The 17812-nt window shown below is 67.4% G+C and carries 19 protein-coding genes and 1 riboswitch; of the genes, 13 read left to right on the forward strand and 6 right to left on the reverse strand.

What is annotated here, in order from left to right; genetic code table 11:
* Window positions 1–78 precede the first annotated feature (78 nt).
* A complete protein-coding gene (locus ACFVWT_RS03490) occupies window positions 79–1557 on the reverse strand; it encodes an RNB domain-containing ribonuclease (RefSeq protein WP_390245248.1) in 1479 nt (492 codons plus the stop codon).
* A 41-nt stretch (window positions 1558–1598) separates the two neighbouring features.
* Here ACFVWT_RS03490 and ACFVWT_RS03495 point away from each other — a divergent pair, with 41 nt between their 5' ends.
* A complete protein-coding gene (locus ACFVWT_RS03495) occupies window positions 1599–2273 on the forward strand; it encodes a ferritin-like fold-containing protein (RefSeq protein WP_390245250.1) in 675 nt (224 codons plus the stop codon).
* Here ACFVWT_RS03495 and thiE read toward each other — a convergent pair whose 3' ends face one another.
* The gene (thiE, locus tag ACFVWT_RS03500; protein WP_390245252.1) at window positions 2274–2975 is read right to left on the reverse strand and encodes a thiamine phosphate synthase; all 702 of its coding nucleotides are present in this window, start codon (window positions 2973–2975) and stop codon (window positions 2274–2276) included.
* 26 nt (window positions 2976–3001) lie between these two features.
* Window positions 3002–3121, forward strand: a riboswitch (TPP riboswitch).
* Between thiE and thiO the strand changes: the two genes are divergently transcribed.
* The 4 genes from thiO to ACFVWT_RS03520 all read left to right on the forward strand — a co-directional run bounded on the left by thiO (window position 3108) and on the right by ACFVWT_RS03520 (window position 5903).
* Window positions 3108–4469, forward strand: a complete 1362-nt coding sequence (gene thiO, locus ACFVWT_RS03505) for a glycine oxidase ThiO (RefSeq protein WP_390245254.1) — start codon at window positions 3108–3110, stop codon at window positions 4467–4469. It overlaps the preceding riboswitch by 14 nt.
* Entirely contained in the window at window positions 4466–4702 is a 237-nt protein-coding gene (thiS, locus tag ACFVWT_RS03510; protein WP_390245256.1) for a sulfur carrier protein ThiS, read from the forward strand. The genes thiO and thiS overlap by 4 nt, the downstream gene beginning before the upstream one ends.
* A 5-nt stretch (window positions 4703–4707) precedes the next feature.
* The gene (locus ACFVWT_RS03515) at window positions 4708–5529 is read left to right on the forward strand and encodes a thiazole synthase (RefSeq protein WP_390245258.1); all 822 of its coding nucleotides are present in this window, start codon (window positions 4708–4710) and stop codon (window positions 5527–5529) included.
* Window positions 5530–5552: 23 nt separating this feature from the next.
* On the forward strand, window positions 5553–5903 hold the full coding sequence (locus ACFVWT_RS03520; RefSeq protein ID WP_390245260.1) for a 4a-hydroxytetrahydrobiopterin dehydratase: 351 nt from the start codon (window positions 5553–5555) through the stop codon (window positions 5901–5903).
* A gap of 15 nt (window positions 5904–5918) precedes the next feature.
* Here the strand turns inward: ACFVWT_RS03520 and ACFVWT_RS03525 are convergent, their stop codons facing one another.
* From ACFVWT_RS03525 to ACFVWT_RS03535, 3 genes are read right to left on the reverse strand one after another with little or no spacing between them, the layout of a single operon-like run.
* Entirely contained in the window at window positions 5919–6221 is a 303-nt protein-coding gene (locus tag ACFVWT_RS03525; protein WP_390245262.1) for a hypothetical protein, read from the reverse strand.
* Between the two features lie 50 nt (window positions 6222–6271).
* Window positions 6272–6496 (reverse strand): DUF3107 domain-containing protein, encoded by a 225-nt coding sequence (locus tag ACFVWT_RS03530; protein ID WP_390245264.1) that lies wholly within the window; start codon window positions 6494–6496, stop codon window positions 6272–6274.
* Window positions 6497–6547: 51 nt separating this feature from the next.
* Entirely contained in the window at window positions 6548–7234 is a 687-nt protein-coding gene (locus ACFVWT_RS03535) for a TetR/AcrR family transcriptional regulator (RefSeq protein ID WP_390245266.1), read from the reverse strand.
* Between the two features lie 66 nt (window positions 7235–7300).
* Between ACFVWT_RS03535 and moeB the strand changes: the two genes are divergently transcribed.
* Both moeB and ACFVWT_RS03545 read left to right on the forward strand, forming a co-directional pair.
* Window positions 7301–8500, forward strand: coding sequence for a molybdopterin-synthase adenylyltransferase MoeB (moeB, locus tag ACFVWT_RS03540; protein WP_390245268.1), 1200 nt, complete (start codon window positions 7301–7303; stop codon window positions 8498–8500).
* Window positions 8501–8545: 45 nt separating this feature from the next.
* The gene (locus ACFVWT_RS03545; RefSeq protein WP_390245270.1) at window positions 8546–9589 is read left to right on the forward strand and encodes an SDR family NAD(P)-dependent oxidoreductase; all 1044 of its coding nucleotides are present in this window, start codon (window positions 8546–8548) and stop codon (window positions 9587–9589) included.
* Window positions 9590–9617: 28 nt separating this feature from the next.
* On the opposite strand, the gene ACFVWT_RS03550 is transcribed toward ACFVWT_RS03545, so the two are convergent.
* Window positions 9618–10958 (reverse strand): glutamyl-tRNA reductase, encoded by a 1341-nt coding sequence (locus ACFVWT_RS03550; RefSeq protein ID WP_390245271.1) that lies wholly within the window; start codon window positions 10956–10958, stop codon window positions 9618–9620.
* A 158-nt stretch (window positions 10959–11116) separates the two neighbouring features.
* On the opposite strand from ACFVWT_RS03550, the gene hemE reads away from it, so the two are divergent.
* The 6 genes from hemE to hemC all read left to right on the forward strand — a co-directional run bounded on the left by hemE (window position 11117) and on the right by hemC (window position 17810).
* Window positions 11117–12238 carry a uroporphyrinogen decarboxylase gene (gene hemE, locus ACFVWT_RS03555; RefSeq protein WP_390245273.1) on the forward strand — a complete coding sequence of 374 codons (1122 nt, stop codon included), beginning with the start codon at window positions 11117–11119 and terminating at the stop codon, window positions 12236–12238.
* Entirely contained in the window at window positions 12239–13717 is a 1479-nt protein-coding gene (locus ACFVWT_RS03560; RefSeq protein WP_390245275.1) for a protoporphyrinogen/coproporphyrinogen oxidase, read from the forward strand.
* A gap of 183 nt (window positions 13718–13900) precedes the next feature.
* A complete protein-coding gene (locus tag ACFVWT_RS03565) occupies window positions 13901–14704 on the forward strand; it encodes a hypothetical protein (RefSeq protein WP_390245277.1) in 804 nt (267 codons plus the stop codon).
* A gap of 120 nt (window positions 14705–14824) precedes the next feature.
* Window positions 14825–15538 (forward strand): hydrogen peroxide-dependent heme synthase, encoded by a 714-nt coding sequence (gene hemQ, locus ACFVWT_RS03570; RefSeq protein ID WP_390245279.1) that lies wholly within the window; start codon window positions 14825–14827, stop codon window positions 15536–15538.
* On the forward strand, window positions 15535–16815 hold the full coding sequence (locus ACFVWT_RS03575; RefSeq protein ID WP_390245281.1) for a ferrochelatase: 1281 nt from the start codon (window positions 15535–15537) through the stop codon (window positions 16813–16815). Before hemQ ends, ACFVWT_RS03575 begins: the two co-directional genes overlap by 4 nt.
* Window positions 16812–17810 (forward strand): hydroxymethylbilane synthase, encoded by a 999-nt coding sequence (hemC, locus tag ACFVWT_RS03580; RefSeq protein WP_390245283.1) that lies wholly within the window; start codon window positions 16812–16814, stop codon window positions 17808–17810. The genes ACFVWT_RS03575 and hemC overlap by 4 nt, the downstream gene beginning before the upstream one ends.
* Window positions 17811–17812: the final 2 nt, after the last annotated feature.

A 17812-nucleotide genomic window follows, 5' to 3' on the forward strand; every position in this document is an offset into this window, starting at 1 on the left:
TACTACCCCCTCAGTCTAGCTGTTGCCCGCAACCATCACCGACTGACGCCCCGGACGCAGTCCACAATCAGCCGGCAATCACTCCACCAGCTCAAGCCGGATCACGCGCGTGCTGATGTCCGACGAGATCAGCCTGACCCGGACCGTGGTGCCGGATTCGAGTTCGCCGGGGCACCGGGCCGTCACCGCCGGGTCTGCGATCTGGATGATGCCGGACGGTCCGTTGCCGTTCCCGTTGCCGCCGTTCCCGTTCCCGTTGGGCTTGCCCGGCTTCGACCCGGAGATGACGACGGCGTCGAACTCCTGTCCGACGTGGTTGACGAGCAGGGCGGCCTCCACCGTATCCAGGGCCAGCCGTTCCATCCTCGCTGCCAGCTGGTCCGAGGCCCCCATGATTTCCGGCAGCGAGGGAAGTGCTTCCCGGGCCCAGTCGGGAACCGCGGTGCCGTTGCTCAGCGCCTCACAAATCACCAGGACGAAGCGGTCGATCAGGCGGCGGAGCGGTGCCGTGGTGTGCGCATACGCGGCCCCGATGGCCGACTGGATGGCGTCCTCCGGCACGTTGCCGTCAAAGGGCGTGTACCCGGCGCCCCGGAACAGCATTCCGGCGGAGTGCAGGATTGCCAGCTGCCGGGGGTCGGTGGGATCCAGGGAACGCAGGTACTCGCCGTAGCTGGCCTCACCGTCCCACGGCCTGCCGAGCGCCTTTGTCTGCCGCTTGAAGTGCAGGAGCGACCGTTCGTCCGGGGCGGGCATGGTCCTCAGGATCCCGACCTTGCCCTCGAGCATAAGGTCAGCCGCAGCCATGCCGGTCATGAGCGAAATCTGGGCGTTCCAGTCCTCCACGGGCAGGGGTGGCGCCGCCACGATGCGGTAGCCGCCGTCGGGCAGCTGTTCGATTTCCTGTTCCGGCATGTTGAGGCTGGCGCCGCCGCGGAGCCGTTCCAGTTCCACGCGCTTGATCCCCACCTCCCTGAGGAGCAGGAGGACGGGGGCGGCACTGCCGGAATCCAGGTCGGCCTGGACGCCCGTGTAGTTGAGCTTCGCCCGGCTCCGGATCCTGGCCCGGCGCACCAGCACCGACTCCACGCGGGCCGCCGCATCCAGGTCGAACTCCCAGACGAAGGCGCCGCACAACTGGCCGGCGAGGAGGCTGCCGGCCTGCTCGCTGATGGCTTCGGGGTGCAGGGGAATCCGCCCGTCCGGGGCGTAGAACGTCTGCCCCCGGCGGCGCGTCTCGGCGTCGAGCGCTCCTCCCGGCGCCACGAAGGACGGCACGTCGGCGATGGCGTAGAAAACCTTGTACCCGTCGCCTGACCGCTCGATGAAGAGGGCTTGATCCAGGTCAGTGGAAGAAGGAGGATCGATGGTCACAAAGCCCACGTCGGTGAGGTCAAGATCAGGCATCTTGTGCTCCGCAATGGCCGCCAGCGCATCCCGCAGGACATCATCGGGGAAGGGCCCGGGCAGCTCCAACTCCGTGCGCAGCGCGTTCAGCGCTTCGGCCAGGCGGTTGGTCTGTTCGTGGACACTTGGAGTCAGATGATGATGTGACACGAAAGTCAGATTAGCTCTATTTGCGCCATTAGTCTTGGACGATGAGCTCATCCCCGGCCGACACCGCTCGCCACAACCGCTTCATCGCAGACCTGTTCGGAATGATGGCCTATGGCGAGCTCTCAGCCTTCGAGAGATTCGCCGCTGACGCGCGGTATTCGCCCACCCTCCACGACCGGGCCGTGCTCGGCAGGATTGCCGTGGTGGAGTTCCGGCACTACGAGTTGGTGAGCGCCCGCCTGGAGGCCATGGGGATCGACGCCGAGGATGCCATGCTGCCGTTCCAGGCAGCCGTGGACTATTTCCATTCGCGGACGCGCCCGGCCGACTGGTACGAATCACTGATGAAGGCCTACGTGATCGATACCGTATCAGCCGACTTCTACCGGGCCATTTCCCGCTATCTTGACGCCGGAACACGGGACGTCATCGAACAGATCCAGGCTTCCGACGAGACAACGGAAGTTCTCCGCGAACGGCTGAGGAGTGCCCTTGCCGATGATCCCAGGCTTGCTTCCAGGCTTGCACTGTGGGGCAGGCGGCTGCTGGGCGAAGCACTGACCCAGGCGCAGCGGGTGAGCTACGAACATGCTTTCCCGGGAAGCCTGATCGACGGCGGGGACAGCGCCGCCGCGAAAGAGTTGGTCAGCGGGCTGACCGCGGGGCTGGCGGAGAAGCATTCCAGCCGGATGAGGCAGCTCGGCCTGACCGGATAGTCAGGATGCGCCCGCGTCGAGGGCTGCCAGCAGCGAGCTCGCGGCGGCGGCGGGGTCATCGGCCTCCGTGATGGCGCGGACCACCACGATCCGCTGCGCTCCTGCCGCCACCACCTGCTTAACGTTGCCCAGGTCGATGCCGCCGATGGCGAACCACGGCAGGGGCGCTCCGTCAACGCTTGCCCCCCCGGCACCGGCAGCTGTCCTGCGGGTGGCTTCTGCCGCATAGCGGACCAGGTCGAGGCCGACGGCGGCACGGCCCGGCTTCGTAGGAGTGGCCCACACCGGCCCGACACAGAAGTAATCCAGTCCGGCGGGACCGCGGGATGCGCCGATGGCGGCATCGATCTGTGCGGGGCTGTGCGTTGACAGGCCGATCACTGCTTCATTGCCGAGGAACTTCCGGGCCGAGGCCAGGGGGAGGTCCTTCTGTCCGATGTGGAGCACCGGCGCGCCGGAGAGCGAGGCGATGTCCGCGCGGTCGTTGACTGACCAAAGACGGCCGTGGCGGCGGGCCGCGGCCCCCAGAACCTCGAGCACCTCAAGCTCTTCGGCCGCCTCCAGGTTCTTGTCCCGGAGCTGGATGATGTCGACGCCGCCGGCGTAGGCGGCCTCAACGAAGTCGGCGAAATCGCCCCGGGCCGTGCGGGCGTCGGTGCAGAGGTACAGGCGGGCGTCGGTCAGGAGAGCTTGCTCGGTCATGGCATAAGCCTAGTTCCCCTAAACTGGGGGAGTACCGCGGGAGCCCGCCGCAGCTGTCACAAAGCTGCAGGGCTGAGAGGGCGTCAGAGCCGACCGCTTGACCTGATCCGGTTAGTACCGGCGTAGGGAAGGATGACAATGACCCCCCAGCCCCCAGCAGTCCGCCCGCACGCGCGCAGCCGCGACGAGCATGACAGGCGCCTCACCGCCGACGTCGCCGTGATCGGCGGAGGAGTCATCGGGCACGGCATCGCCTGGGAAGCCCGGCAGTCGGGCAGGTCTGTGATGATTATCGACGACGCACCGGGAACGGGCGCGAGCTGGGCCGCCGCCGGCATGTTGGCCCCCGTCAGCGAACTCCACTACCAGGAGGAAGACCTCCTGGAGCTTATGCTCCACTCCTCGGGACTGTGGCCGGCATTCGCAGCCGGCCTGGAATCCGGGCGGCAATCCCGTGAACCCGGCGCCGACGATCCGGGCACGGGCTACCTCACGACGTCGACCCTCGCCGTGGGTGCCGACGCCGCAGACCGCCGGGCGCTCGCCGACCTGCGCGGCGTCCAGCAGGCCAGCGGCCTGACGGTGGAACCGCTGACAGTCAGGGAAGCCCGGGCGCAGGAGCCGTTGCTGAGCCCGGGGATATCCTGCGCCTTCGAGATTCCGGCAGACCATCAGGTGGATCCCCGCAAGCTCCTTGCCGTGATCTCGGATTCCCTGCCCGGCTCCACCGTGCGTGAGCGGGCCGCCGGCCTGCTCTGGGAGGACGGGCGGGTCAGCGGCGTCAGCCTGGCCGGGGGCGGCACGGTGCACGCAGGCGAAACGATCCTTGCCAACGGTCTGGAAGCCGCGTCCCTGGACGGCCTGCCACCCGGGCTTCAGCTTCCGCTCCGCCCCGTGTACGGCGACATCCTGCGCCTGCGTGTCCCCGCCTACCTGCAGCCTCTGGTGACATCCACAGTCCGTGGAATGGTCCACGGAGTTCCCGTTTACATCGTGCCCCGGCAGGACGGCACCGTGGTGATCGGGGCCACGCAGCGTGAAGATGCGCTGTCAGGAGCGGGCACCGCTGCCGCCATGGCCGCGCCTGCAGGATCCTCAACCCCCGCAGGGTCGGCCGTCTCCGCCGGCGGCGTCTACCAGCTGCTCCGCGACGCGCAGGTGCTGGTTCCCGCCGTCGCCGAACTGGAACTGCTCGAAGCCACGGCGAGGGCCCGCCCGGGGACCCCGGACAACGCGCCGCTGCTGGGCCGCGTGGCAGACGCCGGAACCGGCCTGGATATTGCGGGCCTGATCATTGCCACCGGATTCTTCCGGCACGGCGTCCTGCTCACCCCTGCAGCGTCGTCCATCTGCAGGCAACTGATGGACGGCGACACCGATCCACGCTGGGCTCCGTTCCGGCCCGACCGGTTTTCGGGCCTTTCGGCCGGACCGGCAACTCCGGCAACGCCCGTACACACCGTCACAATTGACCCGAACAAGGAAACAGCATGAACATCACACTGAACGGCACGGCACATGCGGTGGCCGACGGCGCGTCCGTCACCACCCTCATCAGCCAGGTCACCGGCAGGAACCTCGCGCCCAACGGGCAGGCTGCCGACGGCCAAAAGCTGGGGGTGGCGGTGGCGCGGAATTCCGAGGTGGTGCCGCGCAGCCAGTGGTTCGTCACGGCACTGGCCGAGGGCGACGACGTCGAACTTGTTACCGCGGTACAGGGAGGTTGAGCATCATGGCAGGAACAACGGTTGCAGGCGCGGCAGGGACCGGGCAGCAGGCGGCAGCGGACCCCTTCATCGTGGACGGCGTCCCGCTGGGATCACGGCTGATCATGGGCACCGGCGGTGCGCCCAGCCTGGACGGACTGGGGGCTGCCCTGATCGCGTCCGGCACGGAGCTGACCACCGTGGCCATGCGCCGCTACTCGCCGGCGGAAACAGGCTCGCTGTTCCAGCTCCTGGTGGACCACAACATCAGGGTCCTGCCCAACACAGCCGGTTGCTTCACCGCGAGGGACGCCGTGATGACGGCGGAACTGGCGCGGGAGGCGCTGGAGACGGACTGGGTGAAGCTTGAAGTGATTGCCGACGAACACACGCTGCTGCCGGACGCCGTGGAGCTGGTGGACGCCACCGAGCAGCTGGTAAACCGCGGGTTCAAAGTGTTCGCCTACACAAATGACGACCCCGTGCTGGCACTTCGACTGGAGAACCTCGGTGCCACCGCAGTCATGCCGCTCGGGTCCCCGATCGGCACCGGCCTGGGCATCCTGAACCCGCACAACATCGAACTCATCGTTTCCCGGGCCTCCGTCCCCGTGGTGCTGGATGCGGGCATCGGCACGGCGTCGGACGCGGCGCTCGCCATGGAACTGGGTTGCGACGCGGTGCTGCTGGCGACAGCGGTGACGCGGGCACAGAACCCGGCGATGATGGGGCAGGCCTTCAAACACGCAGTCATCGCCGGTAGGCTGGCGAAAGCGGCAGGACGGATCCCGCGCCGCGAGCACGCTCTTGCCTCGTCGGCAATGGAAGGCCGGGCGGAGTTCCTGTAGGCGTACCATCCAAGGAGCCAGCGGTGACAGGCACGGAAGACACTCTCAACCAAACCCAGATTGACGCCGCCCTCGCAGAGCTGCCCGACTGGCGGCACCAATCGGGTGGCCTGGTGACCGTCTTCAAGGCTCCGACCGCGGCCGCTGCGCTTGAGCTGATTGCCGCCGTCGGGCGCCTGGCTGAGGAACAAAACCACCACCCGGACCTGGACTGGCGTTACAACAGGGTGTTTATCCGCTTTACGTCCCACGACGCCGGCACGCAGGTGACAGGGCGGGACGTTGCCGCGGCGGCGGCCGTCAGCTCCGCTGCCGCCGCCGTGGCAGCGGTGGCCGTTCCAGCCAAGTACCCGCCCCGCGCCCCCAGCACTTAGAGCCGCAGCGCTTATTTAGAGCCGCAGTGCCGCGGTGAGCTCCTTCGTGTCATACAGGGCACGCTTCCGGCCCAGGTACACCGCGGCGGCGAGAGCCGCCCCGGTGCCCAGGACCATGGGGAGCACCCACGGAATCCACGTCAGGCCCGGCTGGTAACCAAGCCCTGCGGCCATGAAGATGATCCAGCTCAGCATCCCCACGGCAGTCGCCACGCCCGCCGGCATGCCGATGCCGTACTTCGCATGCCGCCTGTCGTTGGCCCAGACAACAAAACCTGCGGCCACGGTCACGAGGGCCACGATTACCAGGGAAAGCATTCAGCGAACTCCTTGCTGCAGGGCGGTTCGGGACGAGGTGAAGCTGTGGCCTAGAGCTGGCCGAAACCGACGCGGCGGGCTTCCTCGGCGCCGATCTCAACGTAACCCAGGACATTGGCGGGAATAATGACCACGCGGCCCTTTTCGTCAGTCAGGCGCAGTTCAGCGCCTTTGCTAATGGATTCCTCGACGAGCTTTGCCACCGAGTCAGCATCCTGAGCCGATTCCAGCACAATTTCGCGGCCAATGTTCTGAATGCCGATCTTTACTTCCACAGCGAGGCCTCCCAGCCAATCAAAGTTCTAAAGGTGTTCTCTATTTGTAGTCTAGGTTTCCTTGGGAAAGCGCGAGATTCCGCGCCAAGCTAAACGATAGATCAGGTCGCTGGCCACATCGATGTCCAGGTTCCCGTCGGTTTCCAGCCAATAGCGTGCGCTGACCTGGGCCATGCCGGCGAGTCCACGGCCCAGCAACTGGGCCTCCAGCATAGGGAGCTTGGTGTCCTCGGCGATGACCCGCGCAATGGCGTCGGCAAAAGTCTTGTTGAATGTTTCAAGCCTGGAACTGACATCGCTGTCATTGATCAGGTCCGATTCAAACACCAGCCGGTGGGCCTGGTCGTCGCTGGCAATAAAGCGGTAGTAGGCACGCATGACCGCCTGGACGCGCTCGTCGTTGTCGTCGGTGGAATTCAGCGCACCCATCATGAGGTCCGTGAGTGCACTGAGGTGGCTGTCCAGCAGGGCGAGGTAGAGCTCGCGTTTGGAAGGGAAGTGCTGATAAAGCACCGGTTTGCTGACATGGGCGGTTTCAGCGATCTCGTCCATGGCGGCGCCGTGGTAGCCGTTGGCCACAAAGACTTCCTGGGCGGCCGCCAGCAACTGGGCGCGTCGTTCGTCACGCGGGAGCCGCGCCGAACGCGCACCGCCGGTCCGCGCTTGTCCCGCGGCTGCCTTCCCGGCCTGTGTCCGATCAACCGGTGCATGATGAACCACTGTTGGCCTTCTTTCCATTGCAGTTACCTACACTTTACGCGCGGGTAATATGACCTTGCGGCATCTTCGGGCATACATTGAAGTATGGCTTCCACGATCACCGCAACTGCTGTCCCTGCAACCCTGGATCCTCTCGTGGAACCGGCGGATGCCCTGACCGCCGAAGAGGTGGAGCGCTACTCCCGCCACCTCATCATTCCGGAGATCGGCACGCCAGGCCAACGCCGGCTCAAGAACGCCAGGGTCCTGGTCATTGGAGCCGGCGGACTGGGCTCGCCGGCACTCCTCTACCTTGCCGCCGCGGGCGTGGGAACCTTGGGAATCATCGACGACGACGCCGTTGACCTGAGCAATCTGCAGCGACAGGTCATCCACGGCGTTGCGGACGTGGGGCGGTCCAAGATCGAGTCAGCACGCGACTCCATTGCCGCGCTCAACCCCTTGGTGGATGTTCAGCTCCATAATGTGCGGCTCGACGCCTCGAATGCACTCGAGTTGTTCGCGGACTACGACCTCATCCTGGACGGCGCGGACAATTTCGCCACGCGCTACCTGGTCAACGACGCCGCAGCCATTCTCGGCAAGCCCTATGTCTGGGGCTCCATCTTTCGCTTCGACGGCCAGGTGAGCGTGTTCTGGGAGAAGCACGGCCCGACCTACCGCGACCTCTACCCGGAAGCACCGCCGGCCGGTTCGGTGCCGTCCTGCGGCGAGGGCGGCGTGTTCGGGATGCTGTGCGCCGCCGTGGGCTCGCTCATGGTGACCGAAGCGGTCAAGCTGATCACCGGCGTCGGACGTTCCCTGCTGGGGCGCGTCGCGCTGTTCGACGCCCTCGGCGGCAGCTGGCGGGAGATCAAAGTGGCACGGGACCCGGCAGCCGAGCGCATCACGGAACTCACAGACTACGAGGCGTTCTGCGGAATAGTTCCGGAGGCAGCCACGGCCACAGAGAACACTGTCACGGCCACGCAGCTGGCCACCATGCTGGCGTCGCGAAAAGCCGGGCTGAAGGACTTCGACCTCGTGGACGTCCGGGAACCGGGTGAGCACGACATCGTAAGGATCGACGGGTCCGTCCTCATCCCGCAGGGCAGGATCCTGGCAGGGGAGGCCTGGGCGGAGCTGCCCCAGGACAAGGACATTGTGTTCCACTGCAAGGCCGGGACGCGCTCGGCAGCCGTTCTGGCTGCGGCCCGCAAGGCGGGCTACCAGCGGGTCAGCCACCTCGACGGCGGCATCCTGGCCTGGGTGCGGGAAGTGGAACCGGGCAAGCCGGTTTACTGAGCAGCACTCTGAGCAGTCGAACCACCGCCCGAGAGGGGACCAGGCATGAACCAGGACAACAACAGGACCCCGCAGCGAAAAATCGGCTCGGGATTCGGCAAGGAGTCGACGGCAGCAGAGGTCCTTGCCGGCATCGGCCTCGGCGGGAAGACGGCCATTGTGACGGGCGGGTACTCCGGCCTCGGGCTGGAGACGGTCCGGGCGTTGGCGTCCGCCGGTGCCCGCGTCCTGGTGGGGGCGAGGAGGCCGGACCACGCCCGGCGGGTTCTGGAAGCGGCAGGGATTGCCGTCCCGGAGTCGGGCTCGCCGGCGGCCCTGATGGCGGGCGGAAGTGTGGGCGTGTCAGCCCTGGACCTGGCGGACCTGTCAAGCGTTCAGGCCTTTGCCGACAGCTTCCTGTCTCCGGCGTCCGAAGAATCAGGCACGGGCCTGGACATCCTGATTAACAACGCCGCGATCATGGCCAGCCCCGAGCAACGGGTCGGCCCCGGCTGGGAGTCACAGTTCGCAACCAACCATCTGGGCCACTTCGCGCTGACGAACCTGCTGTGGCCCGCCCTCGCGGCCGGGACGGGCGCACGCGTGGTCTCGCTATCCTCCACCGGGCACAAGCTTTCGCCCATCCGCTTCGACGACATCAACTTCGACGCCGGCTACGACAAATGGAAAGCCTATGGCCAGGCCAAGACTGCCAACTCCCTCTTTGCCGTGCAACTGGATTATCTCGGCCGGAACTCGGGCGTTCGGGCCTTCGCCGTACATCCCGGCGGCATTATGACTGAACTGCAGCGCCACTTGCCGCGGGCGGAGATGGTGGCCGCGGGCTGGATGGACCAGAACGGGAACGTCGATGCCAGGTTCAAGACCCCGGAACAGGGTGCCGCAACCTCGGTGTGGGCCGCAACGTCTCCGCTGCTGGAGGGGATGGGCGGGGTCTACTGCGAGGACTGCGACATCGCGGAGCCCACCCGGACCGGAACCCCCGGAGCCCGGATCAGGGGAGTGGATGCGCACGCGGTGGATCCGTCGGATGCAGCACGCCTGTGGGCGCTCTCGGCGCAGATGACCGGTATTAGCGCCTTCGGCTGACGTTCGAGCCTGGCCGGCGTACGGGCCGTTAGGCGGTCTCCCGCCGCGCATCAGCAGGCTCGTGGCCTGCCCGGCTGTGGTCCACGGGGCATTCGGCGGCCGGAGCGGCGGCCGGCTGCTCAACAGTGATCCCGTACAGCGCATCAAGTGCCGCGATGTACTGCTCCTGTTGCCCGTTGGAGGCCAGCTCACGGGCCCGGACCGTGGGGACGTGCAACAGCTGCTTGACCATCCGCCGCAGAGCGAACTCGACTTCCTCGGCAGCGGCCGTGCAGCCGTGGCGTGCCCGGACCTTCTCCATTTCGGCGTCGAGGACGTTCATGGTGTGGCGGCGGAGGGCGACGATGGCCGAGTCGACGGACCTGGCTTCGCGTTCCTGTTCAAAGGCTGCCGCGGCGCCGGTGACGATGCCGCTGGCCTGGGCCAGCGATTCGGCCTGCTCCTGGGGAGCGGCGAGCCGCACGGATTCGAGCGTCAGCAGCTCAACGCCGTCGAGCTCGCCGACGGCCGGATCGAAATCATGCGTGAGAGCAAGATCAATGGCGATCAGCGTCTGGGCGGACCTCTCCCGTACGCGGGCGAGCTCCTCCGCCTCAACGCGGGTGTCGGAGCCGCTGCATCCGATCATGACATCCGCTGCGGCCACTGCGGCGGGAAGTGAATCGGCGTCGAGGGCCGTACCTCCGCGCGTGGCCACGAAGCCTTCGGCGCGTCCGGAGGAGGAAAAGACGGAAATGTCCGTGCATCCGCGTTCACGGAGCAACGACATGGTGGCCCCGGCATAGGCGCCGGTACCGAAGACCACGGCCTTCTTGGTGGACCAGTCGGGGTTCTCGGAAAGGTCAGTGGCCAGATCCAGGGCCACCGAGACGATGGACAGTCCGCGTGATCCCAGGGCAGTCTGGGCGCCGACATCCTTGGCGGTCTTGGACGCGGCCTGGAAGAGGCGGACCAGGCCGGAGCTGGCGGTGCCTTCATGCTGGGCATTGATCAGCGCGCGGCGAACCTGTCCCGCGATTTCGCGTTCGCCCACCACGGCCGAGTCTAAGCCGGAGCTCACGGCGAAAAGATGCTGGCTGACCTCGCCGCCGGTGCGCGTGTTGAATGAGCGGGACACCAACTGCTCGTTGAGCCCGGTGCGTTCGCTGATCTGGGCGACGAGGGCGGCCCGTGCCGCTTCCACGTCATCAGGATGGGGCGCTTCACCATAGATTTCGAAGCGGTTGCAGGTGGCAAGCACCACCGCACCCTTCACTGCCGGCGACCCGGAGAGTGCGGATGTAGCCAGCTCGGAAGCACCGGTGCTCAATTGAGCAACGGTTTCGAGGTCGATGTCGGCGTGTGTAGCCACCAATGAAAAAAGAACCACAGCATCACAATCATAGCTTTCGAGTCACGGCGGAGAACAACAATGCACAGTGGCGAAGCGCACCGGACGCTGTGATTCCCGCCACGGCGGGCCGCGAGGGGGCGCGGATGACAGCCTGTCGTTATCTTTTGGGAGCGATTTTAGGGACAATCGGAGTCATGACTTCAAGCGCTGCAACGTCCAACGGCACGGTAGCCGACGTCCCCTTCTCCGGTGCCACCCTGGATGCAGGACACCCGCTGATGGACGGCCGGACGTCTGATTCGCCGCTCATCACCGCCTACCGCGGCGGCAAGCCGTCCCGCCGTCCCGTCTGGTTCATGCGGCAGGCCGGCCGTTCCCTGCCGGAGTACCTGAAGGTGCGCGAAGGGGTGGCCATGCTGGACTCCTGTCTGCGACCCGAGCTGGCTTCCGAGATCACCCTGCAGCCGGTGCGCCGTCACGACGTCGACGCAGCCATTTTCTTCTCGGACATCGTGATTCCGCTGAAGCTCGCCGGCGTCGGAGTGGACATCGTTCCGGGCGTTGGCCCGGTCCTGGACAAGCCGGTCCGTACTGCCGAGGACGTCGCGGCGCTCCCGCAGCTGACCTGGGAAGCGCTGGAGCCCATCCGGGAAGCGGTCCGGCTCACCGTCGCCCAGCTGGGCAAGACTCCGCTGATCGGGTTCGCCGGAGCGCCGTTCACCCTGGCCGCGTACATGGTGGAAGGCAAGCCCTCCCGGGACCACCTCGGCCCGCGCACCATGATGCACGCCGATCCGGAAACCTGGACTGCGCTGGCCAACTGGGCTGCCGACGCGTCCGGCATGTTCCTGCGCGCCCAGCTGGAAGCCGGCGCTTCCGCGGGCCAGCTGTTCGATTCCTGGGCGGGCTCGCTGGGGCTGGCCGATTACGAACGCTTCGTGGCCCCGGCCTCCGCCCGCGCACTGAACCACGTCCGGCACCTGGGCGCGCCGCTGATCCACTTCGGCACCGGAACCTCAGAGCTGCTGGTGGCGATGCGCGACGTCGGCGTCGACGTGGTGGGTGTTGACTACCGGCTTCCGCTGGACGAAGCCAACCGCCGGCTGGGCGGCACCGTGCCGCTGCAGGGCAATATCGACCCGGCGCTGCTGTCAGCCCCGTGGGCGGTCCTCGAGGCCCACGTCCGGGACGTCATCAGGGCAGGATCTTTCGCGCCCGGCCATGTCCTGAACCTGGGCCACGGCGTGCCGCCGGAGACCGACCCGGACGTCCTGACGCGCGTCGTCGAACTCATTCACTCGATTTCCCCGGAGTAAATGGTGAGCGCAGCCACGCCGGAAGCGTCCGTTACTACGGCCCTGGTGGTGGGCGGCGGAATTTCGGGCCTGCTCTCTGCCCTGGAGCTTGCCAAAGCCGGCCGGCAGGTCACCGTCCTGGAAGCCGGCGAGGCCTGGGGTGGCTGCGTGGGGAGCCACGTGGTGGGCGGCCTGACGCTGGATAGCGGAGCTGAGTCCTTTGCCACCCGCTCGAGTGCTGTGGCGGATCTCGCGGCGGAGCTCGGCATCGCGGGCGCCATTGTTTCGCCACATCCGGGCGGCGCCTGGGTCCAGCTCCCCGAGGGCGCACGGGAACTGCCCAAAACGGGGGTGCTGGGCATCCCGGCCAACCCGTGGGATGCCGAGGTCCGACGAACCCTGGGGCTCGCCGGATCCGTCCGCGCTTCCCTGGACAAGATCCTTCCGGCCGGCGTGGGTACCCGCGCCGCCATCACCAGCGTGTCGGCCCTCGTCCGTCAGCGGATGGGCCGCCGCGTCCTGGAACGCCTCGTGGAGCCTGTGGTGGGCGGCGTGCATTCAGCCGATCCTGCACTGCTTGACGTTGACATGGTGGCGCCCGGGCTCCGGGCCGGAATCCGGGCCAATGGCTCCCTGGCAGCCGCAGTCGCCGCCCAGCGGCGGGGGACGGTTGCGCAGGGTGCCAAAGCCGGATCCGCCGTCGCAGGACTGCGGGGCGGCATGCACTCGCTGGTCACTGCGCTGGTGGCCGAACTGCAGCGCCGCGGCGTGACGCTCCTGACCGGTACCCGTGCCGAGACGGTGGCAAGGACCGCGGACGGCTGGCGGGTTTCCGCGGGGGAGCGGATGTACGACGCCGGCCTGCTCGTGGTAGCGCTTGACGGCCCCTCCGCCGTCGGGCTGCTGCAGGATGCCGTGCCCGGTTTGACTGCGTACCGGCCGGATGCCGGCCCCGATGTAAAGCTCGTGACGCTTGTTGTTGACCTTCCGGAACTGGACCGCCGGCCGCGCGGAACGGGCATCCTCGTGGCGCCGCAGACGCCCGGCATCCAGGCAAAGGCGCTGACCCACGCCACCGCGAAATGGGACTGGCTCGCGGAGGCGTCGGGGCCGGGCACCCATGTCGTCCGGCTGTCCTATGGGCGGGGAGAGGGCCTGCGGCAGGCCGGCAGCCCCGGCGCGCAGGATGCCGCCGCCGTACTGCCGGGCGGTGCAGGGCCAGGGGGCGGTGACGAGGGACTTTTTGAGGCTGCTTTACGGGATGCTTCCTCCCTCCTGACGGTCCCTGTCACAGCCGATGACGTGCTCGACTGGGACGTTGTCAGCTGGGGCGGAGTGCTGCCGTTCGCCGCCGTGGGTCATCGCCAGCGGGTAGCGGAGGTCCGCAGGGTCTGCGCCGCTGAAGGAAGCCTCGTGATGGTGGGCGGGTGGTTGGCGGGCAACGGCCTGGCCGCTGTGGTGGATGACACCAGGAGGCAAGTCGGGGACGCTCTCCGCTAGCCCGCGAGTAACGCGTGCCGGGCTTCTTTGCAAGTTTCTAATGGCACGAATTTCTGGCTAGGGTCGATGACTATGGTCATTCAGAAGTCCGAAGAAACTCGAACGCTGACTGGTTTCCATGGGGGTCTTCGGCGCGGCACTGCAGCAGCGGCGCTCGGAGCGGTACTAGTCCTTTCCGCAGGTGTGCCTGCATCGAACGCTGTCTCACTCGTCCCGGCTCCGGACACCACGGACGGCGCTGACGCCGCTACGACGTCCGTGGAAGCGGGCGTTCCCTCGCTGGACGTCTGGGCCTCCGTGGTCCTCGGGCCCAAGCCGGACCCCACCCGCCCGTCCGCACCGGGCAACGGCAAAACGACGCCGCCGGGACAGCGGACGCAGCCCACGCCATCACCGTCCCCGACGACCGAGCCGGCGTCGCCCGCACCGTCGCCTGTACCGACGTCGCCCGCCCCGTCTCCGGCTGCGCCGTCGCCCTCCGGAGGCACCGCTCCGCCGTCGGGCACTCCCGCACCATCGCCCACCGGAGGAGCTGCAGCTCCTGCGCCGGTGCCTGCCGCACCTGCACCGGCCACCGGATCGGCACCGGCCGGCACTCCTGCGGCGCCGCCACTTCTTCCGGGAACTTCCGCACCTGGTGCTCCCGCCACCGGGGCAATCACGCCCGGCTCCCCGGCCGATGTGCCTGACCCGGTTGGGACGGCACGGCCATCAGGCAGCAAGGCCGCGGGGCCCGCTGCGGCTGCTCCGGCCTCCGCGTGGATAACCACGAATGTGTTCGGTCCGGCAAACATGGCCATCCTGACCTCGGCAGGCGTCGTACCGCTGTCCGGCCCGGGCTACGGCGTGTCCAGTGCGCCGGTGATGCGGTCGGCCGTGAGTGTCTCGCCCGTGGGCGAATTGTCGCCCCAGGTCTGGTGGGGTGCCGGGCTTGTGGCACTTGCCTGCGCCGCAGGGGTTGCCTACGTCCGGATGCGCCGGATCTGAGCCGGCCGTCCGCTGTCCCTTACGGGCGGATCACCGAAACATGTGAAATTCCACACTTCTACACGTTGTAGAAGTATGCTGTTTCGACTTAGGTGCCACTGAAGGGGCAGACTGGTAACCATGAGCCACACTTCTGCCGAATCTGTCAGTAAAACCGAAAATTCAGTAGCCGAAGAAACAGAGCAGTTCTTCACCCTCTGGACGGTATTCAAGCGCTCCTCCGAGGTCACCCGCAGCGGTGATGCTGCCACGGACTTCGAGGCGCTGCTGGGCCGTCTGGCAGACGGTGGAGTGGTCCACCGGGGCAGCTACGACGTTTCGGCGATGCGTGCGGATGCGGACATCATGGTGTGGCTCCACGGGCCCAAGCCCGAGGCCCTGCAGCAGGCCGTCCGTGACATCCGCCGCAGCACGCTTTTCGCCGGAACGGAGATCGCGTGGTCTGCCATGGGCGTGCACCGCGAGGCGGAATTTGCCAAGAACCACACCCCGGCATTCTCCCGCGGCGTGGAACCGGCCGAATGGCTGTGCGTGTACCCGTTCGTCCGCTCCTACGAGTGGTACCTGCTCCCGGACGCGGAACGCGGCGCCATGCTTCGCGACCACGGACTGCTGGGCCGCGACTTCCCGCAGGTTATCTCCAACACCGTCTCCTCCTTCGCCCTGGGCGACTGGGAATGGATCCTCGGCCTTGAGGCCCCCGAACTGGTGGACCTGGTAGACCTGATGCGCCACCTGCGCGCCACCGAGGCCCGGCACCACGTCCGCGAGGAAATTCCCTTCTACACCGGCCGGCGGGTCACCGCCGGCGAGATCGCCGAGGTCCTCGCATGAGCCCGCTTGAATCACAGGAGGCACCGGCCTCAGTCACGGCCGTCAACCCGGTCACCGAATCCGGGCGTATGGCCCCGAAGGAATACGACGCCGTCCTCCTCGCCTCATTTGGCGGGCCCGAGGGCCAGGATGACGTCATCCCCTTCCTCCGCAACGTGACCCGGGGACGCGGAATCCCGGACGAGCGGCTTGAAGAGGTCTCCCACCACTACCGTGCCAACGGGGGCATCAGCCCGATCAACCAGCAGAACCGCGACCTCAAGGCCGGGATCGAAGCGGAACTTTCGGCCCGGGGCATTGACCTGCCCGTCTTCTGGGGCAACCGGAACTGGGACCCGTACATTCCGCAGACCCTCCAGGACGTATACGACGCCGGCCACCGCAAGGTCCTCATGGTGACCACGAGCGCCTACTCCTGCTACTCCAGCTGCCGCCAGTACCGCGAGGACATCGGCATGGCGCTGACCGAGACCGGCCTGGACGGAAAACTGGAAGTGGACAAGGTCCGCCAGTACTTCGACCACCCGGGCTTCGTGGAGCCCTTCGTGGAAGGCACCGCGGCCGGACTTGCCGATGTTCGCGCCCAGCTTGCGGCCGCCGGTGCCCCGGACGCGCCGGTCCACATCCTGTTCGCCACGCACTCCATTCCCACGCGTGACGCCGAAGCCGCCGGTCGCTCCGAGGGCGAGCCGCGCACGTTCGCTGAGGGCTCGGCCTACGTGGCGCAGCACCTGGCATCCGGCGCCGAGGTCATCCGCCGGGTCGAGGAAGAATCCGGCCTGACGGCTCCATGGTCACTCGTCTACCAGTCCCGCTCCGGTGCTCCCTCCGTTCCGTGGCTCGAACCGGACATTAACGACGCTATCGAGGAGCTCGCCGGCCAGGGTGTCAAGGGCATCGTGATCGTTCCCCTGGGCTTCGTCAGCGACCACATGGAGGTGGTCTGGGACCTGGACACCGAAGCACTGGAAACCTGCCGGAACCTCGGCCTGTCCGCGACCCGTGTGCCCACACCCGGCACCCACCGCAAATTCGTGAGCGGCATCGTTGACCTGGTCTGTGAGCGCACTGCCGCGAACAACATTGCCGACCGGCCGCACCTGACTGACCTGGGCCCCTGGTACGACGTCTGCCGTCCCGGCTGCTGCGCCAACTTCCGGGGCGAGAAGCCCACCATCGCGGGAGCTGACACCTCCGTGGGGACAGGCCACGCACCCTACCCGTCGGGTTCGGCTGACACCCCGGCTGAGCAGGCGGCGGGACAGGACTTACTGTGACGGTCCGCATCGGGACGCGTGCCAGCAAGCTGGCGTTGACCCAGACCCAGCAAACAGCCGACCGGCTCGCCGCCATTGGCGGCTTCCCCGTGGAACTGGTGCACATCAGGACCGACGGCGACGTCCTGACCGGTTCGCTCTCGCAGATGGGCGGCACGGGAGTTTTTGTGGCGGCCTTGCGGGATGCGCTCCTGCGGGACGAATGCGACGTTGCCGTGCACTCGCTCAAGGACCTGCCCACCGGCGCCGCTCCCGGGCTGACCCTTGCTGCGACGCCGAAGCGCGTCGACGTCCGGGACGTGCTCTGCGCGCGCGACGGTTTCAAGCTGGCCGACCTTCCGCAGGGCGCCCGGGTGGGAACCGGTTCCCCGCGGCGCGCGGCTCAGCTCCGTGCGGCCCGTCCCGACCTTGACGTCGTGGACATCCGCGGCAACGTGGACACCCGCCTGGGGCGTGTTCCCGGCCTGCCGGGAAACTCCACGGATGCGGTGGTGCAGGGCAAATCCGGCGACCTCGACGCCGTCGTGCTGGCAGCAGCCGGCCTTGAGCGCATCGGCCGGCTGGACACCGTCAGCGAATACCTCGAAACAGATGTCATGCTTCCGGCAGCCGGCCAGGGTTCGCTTGCCATCGAGTGCCGCACTGCCGACGCTCCGCGAAGGCCGGGCTCCACCGAGGGGTCCCAGGCCGCGTTGGCCCAGGCGCTGGCAGCCCTGGACGACATTGACACCAGGCTCGCGGTTACGGCCGAGCGGGCACTCCTGGCCCGTCTGGAGGCGGGATGCGCAGCCCCGGTGGGCGCCTACGCCTTCCGCAAGGGAAGCATGCTCTACCTGGAGGCCGCAGTGTGCGCTGTCGACGGGTCAGCCTCGGTCCGCGATAAGCGGGCAACGGACGGGCTCACCGAGGTCGGCGCGACGCTTCTTGGCATCGAACTGGCTGAGGCGCTGCTGGCAGCCGGTGCAGCCGACATCGCGGACCTTGCCGCTTCCTGAAC

This window comes from Arthrobacter sp. NPDC058288 (assembly GCF_042880995.1).
GTDB lineage: Bacteria > Actinomycetota > Actinomycetes > Actinomycetales > Micrococcaceae > Arthrobacter.